The sequence below is a fragment of the Azospirillum sp. CT11-132 genome (assembly GCF_047302835.1).
Classification (GTDB): domain Bacteria; phylum Pseudomonadota; class Alphaproteobacteria; order Azospirillales; family Azospirillaceae; genus Azospirillum.
The window spans coordinates 2,029,923-2,043,966 of the sequence record NZ_JBGLZA010000003.1 but is presented as its reverse complement, the minus strand read 5'-3'; the positions used below and the strand labels follow the sequence as shown (position 1 = coordinate 2,043,966).

Sequence of the window (14,044 nt, the reverse complement as noted above, 5' to 3'; positions counted from 1 at the left end):
ACAAACGGTTTATACGAAGCCACTCGAACCCACATGAACCGGTATGACACGAGGGACACTGTCGTACACGCCGTGGCGGCCATCGCCCTTCGATCGGGCATCGCCGCCGTCCCGTGTGAGATGTGTTCCCTTCCGTGCCGTTCCAACCCATATTCGGGGCCAATCCTCTTCAAGGAATGCGTACCTCCCATGCACAGCGCCCCCGTACCCGATTCTTGCCCGACCTGCCTAAAACCTAATCATCTGTGCGTTTGCGAGGCAGTGCAGCCGATCGACAACGGCGTGTTCCTGCTGATCCTGCAGCACCCGCAGGAGAAGCGGGAAAATCTGGGCACCGCCCAGATCGCCCATCTGCAGTTCGCCAATTCGATGGTGAAGGTCGGGCTGAGCTGGCCGGGGCTGAAGCGCATCCTGGGGCGGGAGGTCGATCCCAAGCGCTGGGGCGTGCTGTATCTCGGTCCGGTGAAGGACGGCGGCGCTCCCCGGCCGGAGGTGGCGGTGGTCGACAAGGACGGCCAGCCGCTCCGCGACAGCGCCGACATCCTGGAGGATCTGGAGGGCGTCATCGTCCTGGACGGCACCTGGAGCCAGGCCAAGACCCTGTGGTGGCGCAATGCCTGGCTGCTGAAATGCCGCCGCATCGTGCTGAACCCGCAGTTCCGCTCGCTCTATGGGCAGGCGCGCAAGGAGCCGCGGCGCGACAGCGTCTCCACCCTGGAGGCCGGCGCCTTCCTGCTGTCGCGGCTGGAGGGTGACCAGACCATCATGGACACCGCGCTGAAGCCCTTCTCGCTGCTGCTGAAGAAGCTGCGCACCCGCCGTCCGCGTCCGACGCCGCCGTCCGCTGAGGACGCCGGCCCGGCCGTTTCCGACGGCGAGGGGGGCGACGAGGCCTGAGGGTCTTATCCGCCGCTGCAACCAACCGGCGGCCGCGCCGTTGTAACGGGTGAGAGGGCCGGCGCCGGCCGGCCGGATCGCCCGTTGCAACGACGGAAGGAGAGGCTTCGTGCGCGGTATTCTGCTGTGGCTGGTCGGCATTCCGATCCCCGTCATCCTCCTGCTCTACCTGTTCAACGTTCTTTGACCTGACCGCCGGGTTGACGGCGCTGCGGCGCCGGGTGCCAAATACGGCTCCCCAGCCCTCCGTTTCCTTCCCTCCGCAATCGAACGAGAGAATGATGGCCAGCGATTTCGTGCCTTTCGGCCTGACGGTCTGCGGTCTCAGCGAGCTTTGCAATTTCGGCGGCGGCAAGGTCAGCCACGTGCTGTCCATCCTCGACCCCGAGATGACGGAGCCGAGCGAGTTCGGCGATTACGGCGAGCATGAGCGGCTGGAGCTGCGCTTCCACGATGTCATCGAACCGACCCGCGGCCAGATCGCGCCGGAACGGTCGGATGTGGAGCGCATCCTGGCCTTCGGCCGCGACCTGCTGGCCGAGCCGGTGGATTGCCGCCATCTGCTGGTCCACTGCCATGCCGGCGTGTCGCGGTCCACCGCGGCGCTGACCATGATCCTGGCCCAAGCGCGCCCCGACCTTCCGGCAGCCGACGCGGTGGGGATGGTGGTGGGCATCCGCGCCCAGACCTGGCCCAACCTGCGCATGATCGAGTTCGCCGATGACATCCTCGGCCGCAACGGCGACCTGATCGCCGCCGTCCGCCAGCGTCACCGCACGCTGGGCAAGCAGCGCCCGGAACTGGTCCAGTTCATGATCGACAATGGCCGAATCCGCGAGGTCGAGGATCTGATCGACTGAGGGGCGCGGCAGCTCGCCCCTTCAAGCCCGCCCCCTCAGCCTTTTCCTCAATAGCCTGCCGACTGCTGGCTGCCGAAGACGCCCTTCGCCCAGGCGCCGATGCGGTGGCGCCACTGTTCGTGCCAGATATAGACGCTGCCCTTGACCCAGTTCATCTGGATCGCGCGGCGTTGGCCCTCGAAGGGATAGTGGCCGTGCCAGGAGGTGTCGCTGCGGCGGAAGCACATCAGGGTGCCTTCCTCCGGCGGGACCTCGGCGGCGTAATCCTCCAGGTTCTGGGAGCGCAGGATGCGCAGGCGGCCGCCGGTCGCCTCCCAGGGCGGGTTCATGTAGATCAGCACGGTGATGACCTTGCTGGCCGAATCCGGATGGATCTTGCCGTCGGTCGGCCGGCACATGCCGCGCGCCGTGAACATGGTCGGATACTTCGACAGATCCAGATCGAACTTGTCGGAGAAGGCCTTGCAGACCTCCGGCCCCTTCAGTTCGCCGATCAGCCGGTCGAAGCTCGGCCCCTGCGGGAAGACGCCCAGCGGGATCGAACCGGGCTTGTCGACCTTGGGATAGTCGCGGTGCAGCTCTTCAAGAAACTCCCGCTTCACGAAACCCGGAACGCACAGGAAATCATAGGGATCGTGCTGCAGGGGGGTGGCGCGGAATTTGTCCAGATCAAGCATGGACATGGGTACGGAACTCCCAAAGAGCGTGCCGACGATGGCTTTGCCCCCCAAAACCGGCGTCACTTAACCACGACGGAAGTTTTATGCAACAGGTTTGTCAGGGAAGCACAACTCTTGCCGTGCCCGCCATTCGGGGCCGACATAGTTGACGATGATCGATTTGCGCACACCGTCGATCGGACGTTTCTCGAACCCATGCCAAGTATTGCTTCCGGGGATGAAGATCAGCCCCTCGTTGAAGGCGTAGGGCGCGCGGGCGACGACCGTCCGGCTCTCGTCCAGCACGTCGGTGCCCCAATGCGAGCAGTTCGGCCCCTTCGAGAGATAGATCAGCATCGTGTATTTCTTGACGCCGATGTCGGTGTGCGGCTCCAGCCAGAAGCCGTCGGTATCCTGGCAATATTCGATACGCAGGCTGGTGCCGGTCAGGTCGACGTTGCAGGTCTTCTGGATGGCGTCCACCACCGGGCGGCTCTGGAAGGCCTGGGCCACCGTCTCGCACACGGCATATTTGGCGCGGTTTTCCTCACCGAAATAGGTTCGCGACGCGTTGTTGGTCTCGCGCTTGCCATAGGTGTCGGACACCGGGGGCGGACCCCAGGGCAGGTCGGCGATGGCGTCGGCGGACTCCTCCGGCAACGCCTCGGCCAGCAGCCAGTGATTGTACGGCTGGTCGAACGGCCGGCTGTTTTCCAGGCAACGCAGGAAGGAGGCGGAAACGGCGTCGGGGGTGGTCATGGCGGCGAAGTTCCGGATGGAAGGACGGCCCCGGACCGTGCTTTTCGGAGACGGCCGGTTCGCCAGCGCTTATGGCATGACCCACGGCGGAACTCCGCACTCAAACCGGTCTTACCAGCGGGGTGCGCGCATTGGTCGCGCCGCACCCCGCCGGCTTGTCGTTACAGACCGAACCGCTTGCGGTGGGCGGACAAGCGGCGGCGCACCTCGTCGGCCACCACCTCCGTCTCGTTCAGCGGCGGATAGCTCCACTGGTCCAGCGAGCCGTCGAAGGGCCGGGTGATGCCGTCCTGGTACAGCCCGTCATGGAAGGCGCGGAACTTGGGCGATCCGCCCTCCAGCTCGATCACGTAGACCGGCTTGCCGGTGGAGCAGGCCTCCGACGTCATCGACACGCTGTCGCAGGTCACCACCACCGCATCCGCCAAACCGAGATAGGCGAAGTAAGGGTTCTCGCCGTTGCCGTCCCACACCTCCGCCGGCAGGCCGGACAGGCGGGCGCGCAGGATCGCCTCGTTGTCGGCGCCGGTGCGGCGCGACGGGGTGACCATCAGCCCGGCGCCGTGGGTGCGCGTCAGGTTGGCCAGCCTCTCGGCCACGTCGCCCATGATGGTGGGCGTCAGGCGGTAGACGCCGTTGTCGCCGCCGATCAGCACGGCGATGCGCGGGTGCGGCAGATGGGCCAGCTTTGGTGCGAATCGCTCTGCCGCGTCGGCCAGGATGGCGGGCGTCACCCGGTGCAGGGCGCCGCGGGTCACCAGCACATTGTCGCCGCGCAGCTTGTCGTGACGCGGCACGACGACGAGGTCGAACTGGCGCGGGTTCATCACCGGATCCTGGATCTGGACGGTGAAGGTCCGGCCGCCCGACTGGCGGCGCACCGCCAGCGAGACGGCGATGGACTGCCGCCCGGTGCCGATCAGCAGGTCGGGCCAGGGCGGTTCCACCGGATCGCCCTTCGGACCGGCGGCGAAGCGGTTGCCGATGCGCCAGTAGGGGGTCAGCTGGCGCCAGGGCGTGCGCAGGTGGACGCGCTTGACGACCGGCGTCAGGCCAAGCGACTCCGCCAGGCCGATGCACTGGTTTTCCATGCCGGCCTTGCCGTCCGACACCACCCAGCAGGTCAAAGGTTGCATGAGAACTCGGATCGTTGTGGCTGCGAAGGGGATTGCGACGAAAAGACCGTTATCCGGGTTGCTCGCCCTTGCGGGGGTTTCCGTCTTGGCGTAGACACCATGCCCGTGTAATATCCTTTCTCCAAATCACCCCCGGAGCGACCGAGTAAAACCATGCGGCGGGTCAAACTCGACCGAATTGACCGTCGGATTCTGCGCGATCTGCAGAACGACGGCCGGATGACCAATGTGGAGCTTGCCCGACGTGCCGGCATCTCCGCTCCGCCCTGCCTGCGCCGCGTCCGCGCGCTGGAGGAGGCGGGATTCATCCGTGGCTACCACGCCGACGTCAACCCCGATGCACTGGGATTCGGCGTCACGGTGTTCGCCCAGGTCGGCCTCAGCAGCCAGGCCGAAGCGGACCTAAAGAAATTCGAGGAGCTCGTCAACAGCTGGCCGCTTGTTCGTGAGTGCAACATGCTGGCCGGCGAATATGATTTCGTTCTGAAGATCGTGGCGGAGGACTGGGACGACTACCAGCGCTTCCTGACGACCAAGCTGACGGCGGCCCCCAACGTCGCCCATGTGAAGTCGGCCCTGTCGATCCGCACCAGCAAGCACACCCCCGGCGTTCCCATCGACGTCGATTCGCCCGACATCCCGGAAGGGACCGAGGACGACGAGGACGAGGATTTCGTCGAGGACGAGGCCGAGACGCCCGCCCGCGCCACCCGGCGCTGAGCGGGGTCAGGGGCTCGTTTTATAGGGAAGATGCGGCGAGTGCCTGGAGCAGGCCCGCCGCCGCTCCCCCCAGCACCACCCAGTGGATCGCCATGTTGCGGCGGGTCAGCGCATAGAGCGCGGCCAGCATGATCGCCCAGGTCCAGATCATGTGCCCGGCCGTCCGGCCGTCCGGCAGCAGCACAGCCACCCCCAGATAGACTCCCAGGTTCAGGATCACCCCCACCACCGCCGCGGCGATGGCGGCCAGCGCCCCCGTGGCCAGACGGTTGTGGATCAGCCGCTCCACATAGGGCGCGCCGGCGAAGATGAACAGGAAGCAGGGCAGGAAGGTGACGTAGGTCGTCAGCGCCGCCCCCAGCGCTCCCGCCAGCGCCGGCGACAGCGCGCCCGGCCGGTTCCAGCCGGCGAAGAAGCCGACATATTGCGTCACCAGGATCAGCGGCCCCGGAGTCGTCTCGGCCAATGCCAAGCCGTCGACCATCTCGCGCGGGCTCAGCCAGCCATAGGCATCCACCGCCTGCCCGGCGATGTAGGGCAGCACGGCATAGGCGCCGCCGAAGGTGACGAGGGCGGCCTTGGTGAACAGCGCCGCGACGCCGCGCCAGGGATCGCTCCCGAAGGCCAGCAGGATTGCCCCGACCGGAACCAGCCACAGCAGCACGAACAGGCCCGCAAGGGCCGCCAGCCGGCCGCGTCCCGGCGCCGGCTCCACCGGGCCGGCATCGCCGTCGGCCAGCGGATGCGGGTGTGCGAACCAATGACGGCCCATGCGTGCCGCCACGCCGCCGACCACCGCCGCCGCGCCGATGACCAGCGGGAAGGGCAGGTGCAGCGCGAACAGCGCCAGGAAGGCGGCGCCGGCCATGGCGACGGCCGCCGGCCCCTTCAGCGTGCGGCGGCCCATCCGCCAGACCGCGGCGGCGATGATCGCCACCACCGCCGGTTTGATGCCGTCGAACAGCGCAGCGACCGGTCCGGCGTCGCCATGGGCGGCGGCGATCCAGGACAGGGCGAGCAGGACCAGCGCTCCCGGCAGCACGAACAGCCCGCCCGCCACCAACCCGCCGCGCACGCCATACATCCGCCAGCCGATGTAGGTGGCGAGCTGCTGCGCCTCCGGTCCCGGCAGCAGCATGCAGAAGTTCAGCGCGTGCAGGAACCGCGTCTGGTCGATCCAGCGGCGGCGGTCGACCAGTTCGCCCTGCATCATCGCGATCTGCCCGGCCGGCCCGCCGAAGCTGGTCAGCCCAAGCCGCAGCCAATAGAGGCAGAAGGCGCCGAAGGGCGGGGTGGGGGAGCGGGATTCGGATTCGGTCATGTCCCGCACCCTAGCGCAAACGTCGCCGCAAGACAGCCGCCGCAGGAGAGCCCCAGCAGGAGAACCATCGACACCGATCCTGGTGGTGGAGACAATTGCGGGCCGCCCATGGTCTTCCGCATCGCGGAGGATTAATATTGCAACCGCGAGCGCCGCCGTCGTGGCCGGCGCCGGACGTCGGGGACGTTGCAGAATGAAGGCTTCCGCCCGCGGTCGCGCGGCTGTGTTGGGCGCGGCGCTGTGTGCCGGTGTCGGGGTGATGGTTCTTGGGCAATTGGTGCTGGCGGGGCCGGCGCAGGCCGCCGTCGGCGTCCATGCCGAGGAGATCGTGCGCTTTCCCTCCACCGACGGGGATCTGACCGGCGGGGCGCCGACGATGCTGAGCGGCCGGCTGCTGCGCCCCGCCGGCAACGGTCCGCATCCGGCGGTGGTCATGCTGCATGGCTGCGGCGGTCTCTATGCCCGCAACGGCCGGGTGTCGCCGCGCCATGTCTGGTGGGCCACCCACCTGCAGCGGCAGGGCTTCGAGGTGCTGATGGTCGACAGCTTCGGCCCGCGCGATGTGGAGGAGGTCTGCACCACCGCGCTGAAGGATCGCACCGTCCGCGCCACAATGGAGCGCAAGCGCGACGCCTGGGGGGCGCTGGCCTTCCTGCGCAAGCGGCCGGAGGTCGATCATGAGCGCATCGGCCTGATCGGCTGGTCGCAGGGCGCCAGCACCGTGCTGGCCGCTTATGGCGCCGGCGAGGATGGGCCGGCCGGGACGGAGGAGGGCGGCTTCCGTGCCGCCGTGGCCTTCTACCCCGGCTGCAAGGCGCCGTTGAGCAACGAGGATTGGCAGCCCGACGGTCCGCTTCTGCTGCTGGGCGGCGGCAAGGACGATTGGACGCCGCCGCAGGCCTGCATCGATCTGGCCGGCCGCGACGGGGTCAAGGACAAGGTCGATCTGGTGGTCTACCCCGACGCCTATCATGGCTTCGATGCGCCGGACGCCCCGGTGCGCAAGCGCCAGGATCTCGCAACCGCTCCTGACGGCACCGCCCATGTCGGCACCAACGAAGACGCCCGCTCGGATGCGATCCGGCGGGTGATGGAGTTTTTCAAAGAGAAGCTTGGGGGGTAGGGGGGGCTTTATCTTCCCTCTCCCGGGGGCGGGAGAGGGAAGATCAAAACCTCAACGGAACTCGACCGAAACGATCTCGTACAGCTTGGAGCCGCCGGGGGTGGAGACCTCCACGCTGTCGCCGACGGCCTTGTTGATCAGGGCGCGGGCCAGCGGCGCCTGGATCGACAGAAGGCGGTTCTTGATGTCGCTCTCGTCCTGGCCGACGATCTGATAGGTCGTCTCCTCGTCCGTGTCCTGGTCGGCCAGGGTCACGGTCGCACCGAACTTCACGGTGTTGCCGGTCAGCTTGGCCGGGTCGATGACCTCCGCCCGGCTGATCTTGTCCTCAAGCTCCAGCACGCGGCCTTCAATGAAGCTCTGACGTTCGCGCGCCGCGTGATACTCGGCGTTTTCCGAAAGGTCGCCATGTTCGCGGGCTTCCGCGATGGCTTTGATGACCGCCGGGCGTTCGGTGATCTTAAGGTGCTTCAATTCCTCCTGGAGGCGGTTGAAGCCCGCCGCTGTCATCGGAACTTTTTCCATGTTCGGTCCATCACCGCTTGCAGTCGTTCGACCTGTCCAAAGCGACATCAAGGACGAAGACGGCGCGGAGGAGGTCCGCCGCGCCGTCGTCCGTCCTTAATACGATCCGCTAAGGTACGACTGCAACGGGGCGACTTCAAGGCTGCCGTTCCGGAGTGCGGCAATCGCTTCCACTGCCGCGCGTGCTCCCGCCACGGTGGTGTAGTACGGAATGTTGTAGGTCAGCGCGGTGCGACGCAGGCTGAAGCTGTCGGCCAGCGCCTGGGCGCCTTCCGTGGTGTTAATGACCAGATGCACGTCGCCGTTGATCATGGCGTCGACGATGTGCGGCTGGCCTTCCACCACCTTGTTGATGGTCTCCGCCGGCACGCCGGCATCGCTCAGCACCTTGGCTGTCCCGGAGGTGGCGAGGATGCGGAAGCCCATCTCGTGCAGTTTCTTGGAGATCACCGCCAGCGCCGGCTTGTCGTGGTCCTTGACCGAGACGAAGACGCTGCCCTTGACCGGCAGGGTGACGCCGGCGCCGAGCTGCGCCTTGGCGAAGGCGAGCGCGAAGTTGTGGTCGAGGCCCATGACCTCGCCCGTCGACTTCATCTCCGGACCCAGCACGATGTCGACGCCGGGGAAGCGGGCGAAGGGGAAGACCGCTTCCTTGACCGCGGTGTGCGGCGGGGTCGGGCCGTTCAGGGTGAAGGAGGACAGCTTCTCCCCCGCCATGACACGGGCGGCGATCTTGGCGATGGCGGTGCCGGTGGCCTTGGCGACGAAGGGCACCGTGCGGCTGGCGCGCGGGTTGACCTCCAGGATGTAGACGGTGCCGTCCTTGACCGCGAACTGCACGTTCATCAGACCGACCACCTTCAGCGCATGGGCGAGCGCGTCCGACTGGCGGTTGATCTCGGCGATGATGTCGGCGGGCAGCGTGTAGGGCGGCAGGGCGCAGGCGCTGTCGCCGGAATGGATGCCGGCCTCTTCGATGTGCTCCATCACGCCGGCGACATAGACGTCGGTGCCGTCGCAGACGACGTCGACGTCGACCTCGATGGCGTCCTGCAGATAGCTGTCGATCAGAACCGGGTTCTTGCCCGACACCTGCACGGCGGTGCCCATGTAGCGCTGGAGCCCGGCCATGTCGTGGACGATCTCCATCGCCCGGCCGCCCAGCACGTAGGACGGGCGGATGACGACCGGGAAGCCGATCTTGGTCGCGACCGCCTCGGCCTCTTCCAGCGAGCGGGCCAGCCCGTTGGCCGGCTGCTTCAGGTTCAGCTCATGCAGCAGCTTCTGGAAGCGCTCGCGGTCCTCGGCCAGATCGATGGCGTCGGGCGAGGTGCCCAGGATCGGGATGCCGGCGGCCTCCAGCGCGGCGGCAAGCTTCAGCGGGGTCTGGCCGCCGAACTGCACGATGCAGCCCAGGACGTTGCCCTTGCGCTGCTCGACCCGCACCAGCTCCACCACGTCCTCGGCCGTCAGCGGCTCGAAATACAGGCGGTCGGCAGTGTCGTAGTCGGTGGAGACGGTCTCCGGGTTGCAGTTGACCATGATGGTCTCGATGCCGGCCTCCTGCAGGGCGTAGACGGCATGGACGCAGCAATAGTCGAACTCGATGCCCTGGCCGATACGGTTCGGACCGCCGCCGAGGATGACGACCTTCTTCGCTTCGGTCGGCTCGGACTCGCACTCGGCTTCGCCGGTCCCGTCGGTCTCGTAGGTCGAGTACATGTAGGGGGTGGCCGACGCGAATTCGGCGGCGCAGGTGTCGATGCGCTTGTAGACCGGGGTGACGCCGGCCATGCGCCGCGCTGCGGCGACCGCCGCCTCGCTGGTCTTGGCCAGTTCTGCCAGACGGGCGTCGGAGAAGCCCATCTGCTTCAGCTTCAGCCAGCCGGCCTTGTCGGTCGGCAGGCCGCCGTCGCGGATCGCCGCCTCACGGTCGGTGATCTCCTTGATCTGCTCAAGGAACCACGGGTCGTACTTGGAGACGGCCTGCACCTCGTCCACCGAGAAGCCGTGGCGGAAGGCCTGGGCGATCACCAGCAGGCGGTCGGGCGTCGGGGTGGCCAGCGCGCCGCGGATGGCGGTGCGGTCCGGGTTCTCCTCCCCGCCGATCTTCAGCTCGTTGAAGCCGGTCAGGCCGGTCTCCATCGAGCGCAGCGCCTTCTGCACCGACTCCTGGAAGGTGCGGCCGATCGACATCGCCTCGCCCACCGACTTCATCGAGGTGGTCAGCAGCGGCTCCGAGCCCTTGAACTTCTCGAAGGTGAAGCGCGGCATCTTGGTGACGAGGTAATCGATCGTCGGCTCGAAGCTCGCGGGCGTGGTGCCGGTGATGTCGTTGGTCAGTTCGTCCAGGCGATAGCCGACGGCCAGCTTGGCGGCGATCTTGGCGATCGGGAAGCCGGTGGCCTTGGAGGCGAGCGCCGAGGAGCGCGACACGCGCGGGTTCATCTCGATGACGATCAGGCGGCCGTTGGCCGGGTTGACCGCGAACTGCACGTTCGAACCGCCGGTGTCCACGCCGATCTCGCGCAGCACCGCGATCGAGGCGTTGCGCATGATCTGGTATTCTTTGTCGGTCAGCGTCAGCGCCGGGGCGACCGTGATCGAGTCGCCGGTGTGGACGCCCATCGGATCGATGTTCTCGATGGAGCAGACGATGATGCAGTTGTCGGCGCCGTCGCGCACGACCTCCATCTCATACTCCTTCCAGCCCAGCACCGATTCCTCGATCAGCACCTCGCCGACCGGGCTGGCGCGCAGGCCGCCGCGCACGATGTCCTCGAACTCCGCCCGGTTGTAGGCGATGCCGCCGCCGGTGCCGGCCAGCGTGAAGCTGGGACGGATGATCGCCGGCAGCCCGACGAGGTCGAGCGCCTCCATCGCCTCGTCCAGCGTGCGGACCATGCGCGACTTCGGCGACTCCAGGCCCAGCTTGTCCATGGCGTCGCGGAACAGGATGCGGTCCTCGGCCTTGGCGATGACGTCGCGCTTGGCGCCGATCATCTCAACGCCGAGGCGCTCCAGCGTGCCGTCGTCGGACAGCGCCATCGCCGTGTTCAGCGCGGTCTGGCCGCCCATGGTCGGCAGCAGGGCGTCGGGACGCTCCTTCTCCAGGATCTTGGCGACGACGGCCGGGGTGATCGGCTCGATGTAGGTGGCGTCGGCCAGACCGGGGTCGGTCATGATGGTGGCCGGGTTGGAGTTGACGAGGATGACCCGATAGCCTTCCTCGCGCAGCGCCTTGCACGCCTGAACGCCGGAATAGTCGAACTCGCAAGCCTGTCCGATGACGATCGGACCCGCGCCGATGATGCAGATGGATTTGATGTCGGTGCGTTTGGGCATGGGTCCGCTTCTCTGAAGTGTGGTCAGCCGAAAACCCCCCGGCGCCGGGGGACCGGAGACGGAGAGCGGGGATGGGCATGTCGTGCAAGGCCCCCTTATAGGGGGTTCCGGGCCGGGGGGGAAGGGGTGGCATGGATGCCACCCTCGCATGACTGAATCTCGGGCAGGACAGTTCCGGCCCATGCGGCCCTTGAACCGATGGGGAAAGGGACGCATCAATTCCCATTCTCCCGTTTCGCATACCCTTTGGAGATACGCCCCGATGAGCCACGCATTCGCCAAGGACAGCCGCGCTTGCGCCGCCTGCGTCTCGTGGGGCGGGGAGCGCGCGATGTCGGAGGACAACACGCTGGTGTACGTCGCCCGCCACGGGGTGGAGGGCGAATGCCGCACTGCCAGCAGCCAGGACTACCGCCGCATCACCAAGGGCTATCACACCTGCAGCGCCTGGGCGCCGCTGCCGATGCTGAAGAAGCATGGCGGACGGATCGGCCACACGCCGGCGGGACAGGCGCACACGCTGGTCACCGCCGCGGCCTCGCGGCCGGTGCCTCCCGTCTCCCAACCGGTGCCGGCCGCCGCCGCCTTCGCCGACGCGCCGGTCGCGACGCCGGTGCTCGACGTGCCGCCGCCGCCCTGCCGGGCCGACCCGATCGACGTGGAGCAGTCGCCGCAGGTGCGGGTGCTCTACACCCACTGGCTCCGGCTGAAGCGCAAGCGCCGCATGCCGCTGGCGACCGAGATCGACACCGCCCAGGTGCGCGAGAGCGTGCCGCGCATCGCCCTGATGGAGCCGACCGCCGACGGCAGCGATTTCGTCTACAAGTCCTGCGGCCGCGCCCTGCAACGCCGGCTGTCCGAACGGCCGACGACGCGGCGGGTGACCGACTGCCATCCGGAGCAGGCGGCGAAGCGCTGGTTGTCCGACCTGCGCGCCTGCCTGGAGAGCGGCGAGCCGCGCTGCCTGCTGGTGCGCGACGACCCGATGCTGCCGGGGGCGAAGTTCGTCGAACTGCTGCTGCCGCTGGCCGATGTCGAGGGTGGTCCGGCGACGCGCGTGCTGGCCTACCGTCATGTGCCGGGCGGCTAAGGAGCGGCGGCGATGGACGAGGAGTCGAAGGGAGAAGGACCGGGGCCGGAGATCGTCGGCGTCTGGCCGGCGGCGGTGTGGATCATCGTCGGTGCCGGGCATTACCTGAACGACCCCGACCATTTTGCCGGCTGGAAGGGAGCGCTGTACTTCGTGCTCGGCACCGGGGTGGTGGCGCTGGTCGGCGGCATCGCCAGCCTGTCGGCCCGCCGCACCGTCGGCGGCATCCAGGAGCGCCTGCTGAAGGAGGTCCGCCACCGCCGCGACCTGACCACCTGGGCCATCGCGCTGGGACTGCGCGGACTGGTGGGCTTGGGCGAGGCGGTGCTGGTGACGCTGCTGGCGCTGTCGGTGGTGGCGATGCTGGGGTAAGTGGGGGCATTCGAAGTCGACACGTTTCCCGTGAAACGCAAACAGCCCCGCTCCTTCCGGAGACGGGGCTGTTTCCTTACTCAAACGCTTACTTCTGGCTGGTCTTCATGCTCCAGCCCGGCTCGACGCCGTGCATGTCGGGCAGGCGGTGGGCGATGCCCTTGTGGCAGTCGATGCAGGTGTTCTCGCCGGTGAACAGATAGGTCTCGTGCATCTTCGCGGCGCGCGGGTTCTGCTTGGTGATGTCCATCGAATCGGCGCTGTGGCAGTTGCGGCATTCCAGCGAGTTGTTGTTCTTCAACCGCGCCCATTCGTGCTCGGCCAGTTCGCGGCGCTTGTCGAGGAACTTCTCGCGGGTGTCGATGGTGCCGAAGATCTTGCCCCAGACCTCCTTCGACGCCTGCATCTTGCGGGCGATCTTGTCGGTCCACTGGTGCGGGACGTGGCAGTCCGGGCAGCTGGCGCGCACGCCAGAGCGGTTGGTGAAGTGGATGGTCTGCTTCAGCTCCTCATAGGGATTGTCGCGCATCTCGTGGCAGCTGATGCAGAAGGCTTCCTTGTTGGTGGCCTCCAGGGCGGTGTTGAAGCCGCCCCAGAAGACGACGCCGGCGATGAAGCCGCCCAACGTCAGAAAGCCCAGGCTGAAATGGACGCTGGGACGGGCGAACAGCCGCCACAGGCACAGCACTGCGTCACGGATTTTCATTTCTGGCCGCCTTGGGCATGGCCCAGGACCGAGTCGAAGTCTTGGAAGCTGTTGGGAACGATCGGCTGGGCGTCGGTCTGCGGCACATGGCACTGGGTGCAGAAGTAGCGGCGCGCCGCCACCGTGCCCAGCGTCTGGCCGTCACGATCCTGGAAATGGGTGACCGACAGCATCGGCGCCTGCGAGCCGGCCGTGTTGCGGCGGTCGTGGCAGGTCAGGCACTTGTTGATGTTCAGGTCGATCTGATAGTCGCGGATGGCATGCGGGATCAGCGGCGGCTGGTCGGCGTAGTTGCGCACGCGCTTCTGGTCGTCGGTGATCTCGCGGTGGGTCGCCTCGGCCGGCACGTCCAGCGTGATCGGGTGGTTGGTGGACGGGACCTTGATCCCCCCCACGGTGCCGGTGGCGTTGGCGGTGACGGCGGGCTTGTCGGCGGCCACGCCGCTGGTGGCGACGCCGATGGTCAGGGCCGGGATGCCGGCCAGCAGGGCCAGCGCGGCAATCAGGAAACGGGTCTTCATGATGCCGACA

At 67.4% G+C, this 14,044-nt stretch carries 14 protein-coding genes; 6 read left to right on the top strand and 8 right to left on the bottom strand.

Annotated features, from left to right (window positions below; all coding sequences use genetic code 11):
• The first annotated feature begins 261 nt into the window (after window positions 1-261).
• Both ACCD06_RS15510 and ACCD06_RS15505 read left to right on the top strand, forming a co-directional pair.
• Window positions 262-897: a DTW domain-containing protein gene (locus ACCD06_RS15510; RefSeq protein WP_413341652.1), complete on the top strand. Its 636-nt coding sequence runs from the start codon at window positions 262-264 to the stop codon at window positions 895-897.
• A 278-nt stretch (window positions 898-1,175) separates the two neighbouring features.
• Window positions 1,176-1,757: a tyrosine phosphatase family protein gene (locus tag ACCD06_RS15505; RefSeq protein ID WP_413341650.1), complete on the top strand. Its 582-nt coding sequence runs from the start codon at window positions 1,176-1,178 to the stop codon at window positions 1,755-1,757.
• Window positions 1,758-1,804: 47 nt separating this feature from the next.
• On the opposite strand, the gene ACCD06_RS15500 is transcribed toward ACCD06_RS15505, so the two are convergent.
• The 3 genes from ACCD06_RS15500 to ACCD06_RS15490 form a co-directional block, all read right to left on the bottom strand.
• On the bottom strand, window positions 1,805-2,440 hold the full coding sequence (locus ACCD06_RS15500; RefSeq protein ID WP_413341648.1) for a 2OG-Fe(II) oxygenase: 636 nt from the start codon (window positions 2,438-2,440) through the stop codon (window positions 1,805-1,807).
• Between the two features lie 78 nt (window positions 2,441-2,518).
• The gene (locus ACCD06_RS15495; protein ID WP_109075218.1) at window positions 2,519-3,175 is read right to left on the bottom strand and encodes a 2OG-Fe(II) oxygenase; all 657 of its coding nucleotides are present in this window, start codon (window positions 3,173-3,175) and stop codon (window positions 2,519-2,521) included.
• 161 nt (window positions 3,176-3,336) lie between these two features.
• Entirely contained in the window at window positions 3,337-4,311 is a 975-nt protein-coding gene (locus tag ACCD06_RS15490) for a mitochondrial fission ELM1 family protein (protein ID WP_109075219.1), read from the bottom strand.
• 153 nt (window positions 4,312-4,464) lie between these two features.
• Here ACCD06_RS15490 and ACCD06_RS15485 point away from each other — a divergent pair, with 153 nt between their 5' ends.
• Complete coding sequence (locus ACCD06_RS15485) at window positions 4,465-5,031, top strand: Lrp/AsnC family transcriptional regulator (protein WP_012972884.1); 567 nt, start codon at window positions 4,465-4,467, stop codon at window positions 5,029-5,031.
• A gap of 19 nt (window positions 5,032-5,050) precedes the next feature.
• On the opposite strand, the gene chrA is transcribed toward ACCD06_RS15485, so the two are convergent.
• On the bottom strand, window positions 5,051-6,352 hold the full coding sequence (gene chrA, locus ACCD06_RS15480; RefSeq protein WP_413341645.1) for a chromate efflux transporter: 1,302 nt from the start codon (window positions 6,350-6,352) through the stop codon (window positions 5,051-5,053).
• Between the two features lie 193 nt (window positions 6,353-6,545).
• Between chrA and ACCD06_RS15475 the strand changes: the two genes are divergently transcribed.
• On the top strand, window positions 6,546-7,475 hold the full coding sequence (locus ACCD06_RS15475) for a dienelactone hydrolase family protein (protein WP_413341642.1): 930 nt from the start codon (window positions 6,546-6,548) through the stop codon (window positions 7,473-7,475).
• A gap of 51 nt (window positions 7,476-7,526) precedes the next feature.
• Here ACCD06_RS15475 and greA read toward each other — a convergent pair whose 3' ends face one another.
• Together greA and carB are read right to left on the bottom strand one after the other, a co-directional pair.
• Window positions 7,527-8,000 carry a transcription elongation factor GreA gene (gene greA, locus ACCD06_RS15470; RefSeq protein WP_085090382.1) on the bottom strand — a complete coding sequence of 158 codons (474 nt, stop codon included), beginning with the start codon at window positions 7,998-8,000 and terminating at the stop codon, window positions 7,527-7,529.
• A 96-nt stretch (window positions 8,001-8,096) separates the two neighbouring features.
• Complete coding sequence (carB, locus tag ACCD06_RS15465; RefSeq protein ID WP_413341640.1) at window positions 8,097-11,345, bottom strand: carbamoyl-phosphate synthase large subunit; 3,249 nt, start codon at window positions 11,343-11,345, stop codon at window positions 8,097-8,099.
• Window positions 11,346-11,607: 262 nt separating this feature from the next.
• Here carB and ACCD06_RS15460 point away from each other — a divergent pair, with 262 nt between their 5' ends.
• Window positions 11,608-12,435 (top strand): hypothetical protein, encoded by an 828-nt coding sequence (locus ACCD06_RS15460; protein WP_413341638.1) that lies wholly within the window; start codon window positions 11,608-11,610, stop codon window positions 12,433-12,435.
• 12 nt (window positions 12,436-12,447) lie between these two features.
• Window positions 12,448-12,807, top strand: a complete 360-nt coding sequence (locus ACCD06_RS15455) for a hypothetical protein (RefSeq protein WP_109075224.1) — start codon at window positions 12,448-12,450, stop codon at window positions 12,805-12,807.
• An 88-nt stretch (window positions 12,808-12,895) separates the two neighbouring features.
• Here the strand turns inward: ACCD06_RS15455 and ACCD06_RS15450 are convergent, their stop codons facing one another.
• The gene (locus tag ACCD06_RS15450) at window positions 12,896-13,513 is read right to left on the bottom strand and encodes a NapC/NirT family cytochrome c (RefSeq protein ID WP_109075225.1); all 618 of its coding nucleotides are present in this window, start codon (window positions 13,511-13,513) and stop codon (window positions 12,896-12,898) included.
• A complete protein-coding gene (locus ACCD06_RS15445; protein ID WP_199232079.1) occupies window positions 13,510-14,034 on the bottom strand; it encodes a nitrate reductase cytochrome c-type subunit in 525 nt (174 codons plus the stop codon). The genes ACCD06_RS15450 and ACCD06_RS15445 overlap by 4 nt, the downstream gene beginning before the upstream one ends.
• Window positions 14,035-14,044: the final 10 nt, after the last annotated feature.

Bases quoted from the DNA above. Each gene is read 5' to 3' on its own strand.
- ACCD06_RS15490 (WP_109075219.1), bottom strand. From the start codon at position 4,311: ATGCAACCTTTGACCTGCTGGGTGGTGTCGGACGGCAAGGCCGGCATG.
- greA (WP_085090382.1), bottom strand. From the start codon at position 8,000: ATGGAAAAAGTTCCGATGACAGCGGCGGGCTTCAACCGCCTCCAGGAG.
- ACCD06_RS15495 (WP_109075218.1), bottom strand. From the start codon at position 3,175: ATGACCACCCCCGACGCCGTTTCCGCCTCCTTCCTGCGTTGCCTGGAA.
- ACCD06_RS15450 (WP_109075225.1), bottom strand. From the start codon at position 13,513: ATGAAAATCCGTGACGCAGTGCTGTGCCTGTGGCGGCTGTTCGCCCGT.
- chrA (WP_413341645.1), bottom strand. From the start codon at position 6,352: ATGACCGAATCCGAATCCCGCTCCCCCACCCCGCCCTTCGGCGCCTTC.
- ACCD06_RS15485 (WP_012972884.1), top strand. From the start codon at position 4,465: ATGCGGCGGGTCAAACTCGACCGAATTGACCGTCGGATTCTGCGCGAT.
- ACCD06_RS15475 (WP_413341642.1), top strand. From the start codon at position 6,546: ATGAAGGCTTCCGCCCGCGGTCGCGCGGCTGTGTTGGGCGCGGCGCTG.
- carB (WP_413341640.1), bottom strand. From the start codon at position 11,345: ATGCCCAAACGCACCGACATCAAATCCATCTGCATCATCGGCGCGGGT.
- ACCD06_RS15505 (WP_413341650.1), top strand. From the start codon at position 1,176: ATGATGGCCAGCGATTTCGTGCCTTTCGGCCTGACGGTCTGCGGTCTC.
- ACCD06_RS15460 (WP_413341638.1), top strand. From the start codon at position 11,608: ATGAGCCACGCATTCGCCAAGGACAGCCGCGCTTGCGCCGCCTGCGTC.
- ACCD06_RS15500 (WP_413341648.1), bottom strand. From the start codon at position 2,440: ATGTCCATGCTTGATCTGGACAAATTCCGCGCCACCCCCCTGCAGCAC.
- ACCD06_RS15455 (WP_109075224.1), top strand. From the start codon at position 12,448: ATGGACGAGGAGTCGAAGGGAGAAGGACCGGGGCCGGAGATCGTCGGC.
- ACCD06_RS15445 (WP_199232079.1), bottom strand. From the start codon at position 14,034: ATGAAGACCCGTTTCCTGATTGCCGCGCTGGCCCTGCTGGCCGGCATC.